General features: G+C 62.9%; 8 protein-coding genes. 3 read left to right on the forward strand and 5 right to left on the reverse strand.

From position 1 onward, the window contains the following. Positions 1-55: 55 nt before the first annotated feature. Together ABWP50_RS02710 and hisI are read right to left on the reverse strand one after the other, a co-directional pair. Positions 56-1,267, reverse strand: coding sequence for a cytochrome P450 (locus ABWP50_RS02710; RefSeq protein ID WP_353216450.1), 1,212 nt, complete (start codon positions 1,265-1,267; stop codon positions 56-58). Continuing rightward, on the reverse strand, positions 1,264-1,641 hold the full coding sequence (hisI, locus tag ABWP50_RS02715; protein WP_353216451.1) for a phosphoribosyl-AMP cyclohydrolase: 378 nt from the start codon (positions 1,639-1,641) through the stop codon (positions 1,264-1,266). The genes ABWP50_RS02710 and hisI overlap by 4 nt, the downstream gene beginning before the upstream one ends. An 89-nt stretch (positions 1,642-1,730) precedes the next feature. On the opposite strand from hisI, the gene purF reads away from it, so the two are divergent. Beyond that, positions 1,731-3,209 (forward strand): amidophosphoribosyltransferase, encoded by a 1,479-nt coding sequence (gene purF / locus ABWP50_RS02720; protein ID WP_353216452.1) that lies wholly within the window; start codon positions 1,731-1,733, stop codon positions 3,207-3,209. A gap of 51 nt (positions 3,210-3,260) precedes the next feature. Then, the gene (locus ABWP50_RS02725) at positions 3,261-3,935 is read left to right on the forward strand and encodes an SDR family NAD(P)-dependent oxidoreductase (protein ID WP_353216453.1); all 675 of its coding nucleotides are present in this window, start codon (positions 3,261-3,263) and stop codon (positions 3,933-3,935) included. A 7-nt stretch (positions 3,936-3,942) separates the two neighbouring features. On the opposite strand, the gene def is transcribed toward ABWP50_RS02725, so the two are convergent. After that, positions 3,943-4,491: a peptide deformylase gene (gene def / locus ABWP50_RS02730; protein ID WP_353216454.1), complete on the reverse strand. Its 549-nt coding sequence runs from the start codon at positions 4,489-4,491 to the stop codon at positions 3,943-3,945. 135 nt (positions 4,492-4,626) lie between these two features. Here def and ABWP50_RS02735 point away from each other — a divergent pair, with 135 nt between their 5' ends. Beyond that, positions 4,627-5,400, forward strand: coding sequence for a glucose 1-dehydrogenase (locus tag ABWP50_RS02735; protein WP_353216455.1), 774 nt, complete (start codon positions 4,627-4,629; stop codon positions 5,398-5,400). A gap of 118 nt (positions 5,401-5,518) precedes the next feature. Here ABWP50_RS02735 and ABWP50_RS02740 read toward each other — a convergent pair whose 3' ends face one another. Together ABWP50_RS02740 and ABWP50_RS02745 are read right to left on the reverse strand one after the other, a co-directional pair. Next, a complete protein-coding gene (locus ABWP50_RS02740) occupies positions 5,519-5,737 on the reverse strand; it encodes a hypothetical protein (protein WP_353216456.1) in 219 nt (72 codons plus the stop codon). A 242-nt stretch (positions 5,738-5,979) separates the two neighbouring features. Then, a partial coding sequence (locus ABWP50_RS02745; RefSeq protein ID WP_502950959.1) for a DUF2306 domain-containing protein occupies positions 5,980-6,236 on the reverse strand: 257 nt, incomplete at its 5' end.

The following is a 6,236-nucleotide window of genomic DNA, read 5'->3' on the forward strand; positions in this document are numbered from 1 at the left end:
TAGCGGCGGTAGTTGACGCTTACGTCAAGGTCAAGCGGTGGTGCCAGCGGCAGGATCAGGCCTTGACCCACAATTCCTTCACACCGTTGAAAGCTGCCGAAATATTGCGTTCGATGGGCGCGCCGGTCAGCGCCAGACCCGGAAAGCGGGCAAACAGCTTGGTCAGCGCGATATCGGCTTCGGCGCGCGCGAGGGGCGCGCCGAGACAGAAATGCACGCCGCCGCCAAAGGCGAAATGCGTCTTGTCAGTGCGGTCAATATCGAAACGCAACGGATCGGCGTGCAGCGCCGGGTCCTGGCTGGCGGCCATCAGGAAGGTGGTGACGGCTTCCCCGGCGCGCACCGGGCAGCCGCCGATCTCGCGCGGGGCGAGCGGGATGCGCAGGCTTTGCATGACTGGCGGATCGAGGCGCAGCGTTTCTTCGATGGCGTCCATCATCCGCGCCGGATCGGCCTTGATGGCGGCCAGTTGCTCGGGATGGCCGAGCAACGCCAGCGTGCAATTGCCGATCAAGTCGGTGGTGGTGAGATTGCCGGCGAGCAGCAGCAGATTGCACATGGTGATGATTTCCATTGTGGACAGCGTGTCACCGCCCTCCTCCACTGCGATCATCGCGCTGATCAGGTCATCACGCGGATTGGCGCGTCGATCGGCGATGGCGGCCAGGAAATAGGCGCTGAGCGCATCGGCATTGGCTTTGAGGCCGGCCAGCAATTCCGGGGTGCGAATCGGCGAAAACACATTGGCCAGGCCCTTTGACCAGCGCCGGAAATCGGCGCGGTCCGCCGCGTCCACACCCAGCATGGCAGCGATAACGATGATCGGCAGCGGCGAGGCATAATCCTCGATCAGATCAAATTCGGCTGCACCTGCCACCGCATCGAGCAGTTCGTCAGCAACTTCGGCAACGCGCGGCTTCACCGTTTCGATGGCGCGCGCATTGAAGGCGTGCATGACCAGCCGGCGCAACCGGGCATGATCGGGATCATCGAGCATCAGCATCGAACGCGGCGCATCCTGATCGCGCAGGTCCCGCAGCTTCTGAACGATGGTATCGGGCGCGGCATTGTCGGCATCCACCGAAAAGCTGCGGTCCTTGAGGGTGGCGGCCACATCGGCAGCGCGGGTAAGCAGCACGCGGCCCAACACTGTATCGTGGTGCACCGGATCTGCAGCACGCAGCGCCGCAAACCGCTCCCCGGGGCGGTTGCGGAACACCTCGTCAAACACCGTCATCTGCAGGCCGGTGGGAACAGTCTGTGTCATGTGGCGGGTCCTTCGCTGATCAGCTCGAGGCCGTGGGTGCCCAAGCGGCGATAAAAGCAATTGGCGCGGCCGGTGTGGCACGCCGGGCCGGCGGGTTCCACTATCAACAACAGGCAATCCTGATCGCAATCGACGCGAATCTCGATAATGCGCTGGATGGCGCCGCTGGTGGCGCCCTTGTGCCACAATGTGCGGCGGCTGCGGCTCCAGTAATGCGCTTCGCCGGTGGCCAGCGTTGCGGCCAGCGCATCGGCGTTCATGTGGGCGACCATCAGCACCGCGCCCGATCCGGCGTCCACCGCCACGGCAGTGACCAAGCCGTCGCTGCCCCACTTCGGGGTGAACGCTGCTGTTTCCTCAATCGTTGCAATCATGTGACAGTTTTCCGTGCCATAGGGGCAGACAAAGCCAGCGCTGCACCCTATATGCCCGCCAACCGCTCGATAACAAAGGCCGTCACGCCATGGACGCCCAAAAGCCAAATTTGCTGACAACCGATCCGTGGGAGGATGATCATTTCCACGAAGAATGCGGCGTGATCGGCATTTATGGTGCCGAAGGCGCGGCGGCGATGACCGCGCTGGGCCTGCACGCCCTGCAACACCGCGGCCAGGAAGCCGCCGGCATCACCACATTTGATGGCAAGGATTTTCACACCCACCGCGCGATGGGGCATGTGGCCGGCAATTTCGACAATGATGCGGTGATCAACAAGCTGAAGGGCAATATCGCCATCGGCCACAATCGCTATGCCACATCGGGTGAAACGGCGCTGCGCAATGTGCAGCCGCTGTTTGCCGAGCTGGCCAGCGGCGGCTTTGCGGTGGCGCACAACGGCAATATTTCCAACGCCGCCACGCTGCGCCGCGAACTGGTGCGGCGCGGTTCGATCTTCCAATCGACCAGCGATACCGAGGTGATCATTCATCTGGTCGCCACATCATCGTATCGCACGCTGCTTGATCGCTTCATCGATGCCCTGAAACGCGTTGAGGGCGCCTACAGCCTGCTGTGCCTGACCAGCGAAGGCATGCTGGCCTGCCGTGATCCGCTCGGCATAAGGCCGCTTGTGCTGGGGCGGCTGGGCGAAACCTATGTGCTGGCATCGGAAACCGTTGCTCTGGATATCTTGGGTGCAACCTTTTTGCGCGCCGTGGAGCCGGGCGAGCTGATCATCATTTCAGGGCGCGGGCTGCGATCGATTCGGCCGTTTGCGCCGCAGCGGCCGCGGCCGTGCATTTTTGAACATGTCTATTTCAGCCGGCCGGATTCGATGGTGGATGGCAGCAGCGTCTATCAGGTGCGCAAGCGCATTGGCGCCGAACTGGCCCGCGAAAATCCGGTGGATGCCGATATCGTGGTGCCGGTGCCGGACAGCGGCACGCCATCGGCCATCGGCTATGCCCAGGAAAGCGGCATCCCGTTTGAATTGGGCATCATCCGCAGCCATTATATCGGCCGCACCTTCATCCAGCCCGGCGACCAGATCCGCAATCTTGGCGTGAAGCTCAAGCATAATGCCAATCGCGCCATGATCATCGGCAAGCGCGTGGTGCTGATCGACGACAGCATCGTGCGCGGCACCACCAGCGTGAAGATCGTGCAGATGCTGCGCGAAGCAGGGGCGCTGGAAGTGCATATGCGCATCGCCAGCCCGCCAACCCGGCACAGCTGCTTTTACGGTGTCGACACACCCGAACGATCAAAACTGCTGGCCGCACAGATGGATATCGAACAGATGCGGGAGCATATCCAGGTCGACAGCCTGTCGTTCTTGTCGATCGACGGCCTGTACCGCGCCGTGGGCAATGCCACCCGCGACGACGAAGGCCCGCAGCACTGCGATGCGTGTTTCACGGGTGATTACCCGACCCGGCTGACCGATCAGGAAGACGCCGAAGCGCCGGAGCAATTGAGTTTGCTGGCGGAACGGATGATCTGACAGCGCTGCACCTCACTTGCCGATCACGGCACCGGCCTCTAATCAACCTGCATGACCGATCCCACCGCCAAGAAACTCGCCCTGATCACCGGTGCCAGCCGCGGCATCGGCGCGGCGACAGCCGAACTGCTGGCCGCAGCCGGCTGGCACGTCATCCTGACGGCGCGCACCGAAACCGAGCTGGCGCAGGTGGATGACCGCATCCACGCCGCCGGCGGCACTGCCACGATTGCGCCGTTTGATCTGGCCGATGGTGATGCCATCGATCGGCTGGGCAGCGCCATCGGCGCGCGCTGGGGGCGGCTGGACGCGCTTATCCTCAACGCGGCGCTGCTCGGCACGCTGGCGCCGGTGCCGCATCTGAACCTGAAGGAATGGGACAAGCTGGTCGCCATCAACCTGACCGCCAATATGCGCCTGATCCGCGCTGCCGATCCGTGGCTGCGCCAGGCCCCGGCGGCCGCCGTAGTTGCTGTCACTTCATCGGTGGCAACCGTGCCGCGGGCCTATTGGGGCGGCTATGCCGCGACCAAGGCCGCATTGGAAAATCTGGTGCAAACCTATGGCGCCGAAGTGGGCAATATCAGCGCCATAAAAACCCATATCGTTGACCCCGGCGCCACCCGCACCAAGATGCGCGCCAGCGCCTATCCCGGCGAGGACCCGGCCCGGCTGAAGCCGCCGGAAGACGCCGCTAAGCTGATCGTGGCGGCGGTTACGGGCTGAGGCCGGCTCAGCCGGTTTTGCGCAGTTTTTCCAACTTCTTCAGCAGCATGCCGCGCTTGAGTCGGCTGAGGTGATCGATGAACAGCACACCATTGAGATGATCCATCTCGTGCTGCAGGCAAGTGGCGAGCAGGCCGTCAATTTCCGCCTCGTTGGATGCGCCCTGATCATCCAGCCACTGAACCCTGATTCGCGCCGGGCGGCTGACATCGGCGTACATTTCCGGGACTGACAGGCAGCCTTCCGAATAAACGGACAATTCGTCGGAGGCCCAGACAATCTCCGGATTGATGAACACGCGCGGCTGTTTGATGCGCACGATGTCCTCGGATGCGGCATCGTCTGGCGTATCATCGGCATCAGGCTGCAGATCGATCACCAATATGCGCTCGGCCACGCCCACCTGGATGGCAGCGAGGCCGATGCCCGGCGCGTCGTACATTGTCTCCAGCATGTCGGCGATCAGGGTGCGGTGCGCATCGGTGACTGTCGCCACGGGGGTGCTGATCTGCTTCAGCCGGGCGTCGGGTGTTTCGATGATTGAAAGTATGGCCATGTGCGCGGCCTATGGCGCAGCAGCGCTGGCGTCAAGCACAGCGGCGCAAGCGCCAGCGCGCCCAATAGTCTGAGCTTGCAGTGCCGCTCGCCGTCCGGCAGCGTGCACCCAACAAATTTTTGGGGAGAGACAGCAATGAATCGCATGGCAGGCAAAGTGGCATTGATCACCGGCGCAGCGCAGGGGCTGGGCGAAGCGATGGCGCGGCGCATGGCCGAAGAAGGCGCCAAGCTGATTCTGACCGATATCAACGAAGCCGGTGTGGCCGCGGTGGCCGCCAGCATCGGCGACGCTGCGGTGTCCTGCCACCACGATGTCACCAGCCCGGAGCAGTGGGAGGCTGCGGTTGCGTTTGCGACAGAAAAATGGGGCGGCTTCAACGTGCTGGTCAACAATGCCGGCATCGCGGCGGGATCAACGGTGGAAGCCACCGATTTCGACACCTGGAAGCGCGTGCACAGCATCGATCTGGACAGTGTGTTCCTGGGCTGCAAGCTGTCGCTGCCCACGATGGCGCGCAAGGTGCGCGAAACCAATGTGCGCGGCAGCATCATCAACATCAGCAGCATCGCCGGCGTGATCGCCGCGCACAACAGCGCCGCTTACAACAGCGCCAAGGCCGCGGTGCGCCACCTGACCAAGAGCGTGGCGCTGCACTGCGCCAAGCAGCAGTATCGCATCACCTGCAACAGCATCCACCCGGTGTTCATCGACACGCCGATCCTCGATGGTATCACCAGCCGCATGGGCCGCGAAGCGGGCCTTGAAAAACTGGGCCGGCAGATTCCGCTGGGCGCCGTTGGCGAACCCGACGATATCGCTTGGGCGGCGGTGTATCTGGCCAGTGACGAGGCCAAGATGGTGACGGGGCATGGCCTGTATGTGGATGGCGGCATATCGGCGATGTGAGGCGCAGCGCGGCCAGTGACCAGCGCGCGGCGCGGACTCGCGCCAGCCCGGCCGGGCTGGTTGACTGGCCTCAGCCAGGCAGAACAGCGCCGACGGCGCGGCGCTGCCGCGCTCTCAGTTAGCCTCGGGCCATTCTTGCGGCTCCAATTCCGGCAAAAATCAGCGTTACCGCTATCAGGCCAGTCCATGCCCAAAGCGCCCTACCGGAGCTTTTCGTGGTGAGGTAAACGATGCCGGCGATCATGCCGGTAGCCAAAAAAACTACGCCACCCATTCCCATAGCGCCACCTGCAGCTTCTTCAAATGATCGAGCCTGCCCAAAGAGTGCGGTAGACATCACGAACCCCCACAAGATGCAGCCTGCAGCTAAGCCTGTGATCCATAGAGATATTCTTACCATCTAGTTTCCACCTGCTTTCGAAAGGGCACACGGTTCGCGGGATTCTAATGACGATCTTCGGCGGCTTTGATTAATGGAGTACTGTTCGAATTTAATCTATTCTTGTCAATCAACTCGGACTCGCCGACTCCGGCGCAGGCCATAGCTCAAAACGCTTACCAACAGCCGGGAACGCGCCGTCACACCCCCTGCAACCACGTCCCCAGCAGCCGCCCAAACGGCAGCGTGAAAAACCCGGCCACCAGCAGGCTGCCGATCACCAGGCCCCTGATCGCGCTTTCGTGGCCAGCGCGGTTGTGCTGGCGCGCCCGAACCACGGCCGCCGGCACCATCACCGCCACAAAAACACTCAGCGCGTGAATCGGCGAGACATCGCCAACCAGCACGCCGCCCGGCGGCTGACCGGTACCGGCGTTGAAAAACAAGGTGCCGATGG

Source organism: Sandarakinorhabdus sp. (assembly GCF_040398645.1).
Taxonomy (GTDB): Bacteria; Pseudomonadota; Alphaproteobacteria; order Sphingomonadales; family Sphingomonadaceae; genus Sandarakinorhabdus.

What these genes read in the sequence shown, in the direction of transcription:
- ABWP50_RS02710 (WP_353216450.1), bottom strand. Translation starts at nt 1,267, where the DNA reads ATGACACAGACTGTTCCCACCGGCCTGCAGATGACGGTGTTTGACGAG.
- hisI (WP_353216451.1), bottom strand. Translation starts at nt 1,641, where the DNA reads ATGATTGCAACGATTGAGGAAACAGCAGCGTTCACCCCGAAGTGGGGC.
- purF (WP_353216452.1), top strand. Translation starts at nt 1,731, where the DNA reads ATGGACGCCCAAAAGCCAAATTTGCTGACAACCGATCCGTGGGAGGAT.
- ABWP50_RS02725 (WP_353216453.1), top strand. Translation starts at nt 3,261, where the DNA reads ATGACCGATCCCACCGCCAAGAAACTCGCCCTGATCACCGGTGCCAGC.
- def (WP_353216454.1), bottom strand. Translation starts at nt 4,491, where the DNA reads ATGGCCATACTTTCAATCATCGAAACACCCGACGCCCGGCTGAAGCAG.
- ABWP50_RS02735 (WP_353216455.1), top strand. Translation starts at nt 4,627, where the DNA reads ATGAATCGCATGGCAGGCAAAGTGGCATTGATCACCGGCGCAGCGCAG.
- ABWP50_RS02740 (WP_353216456.1), bottom strand. Translation starts at nt 5,737, where the DNA reads ATGTCTACCGCACTCTTTGGGCAGGCTCGATCATTTGAAGAAGCTGCA.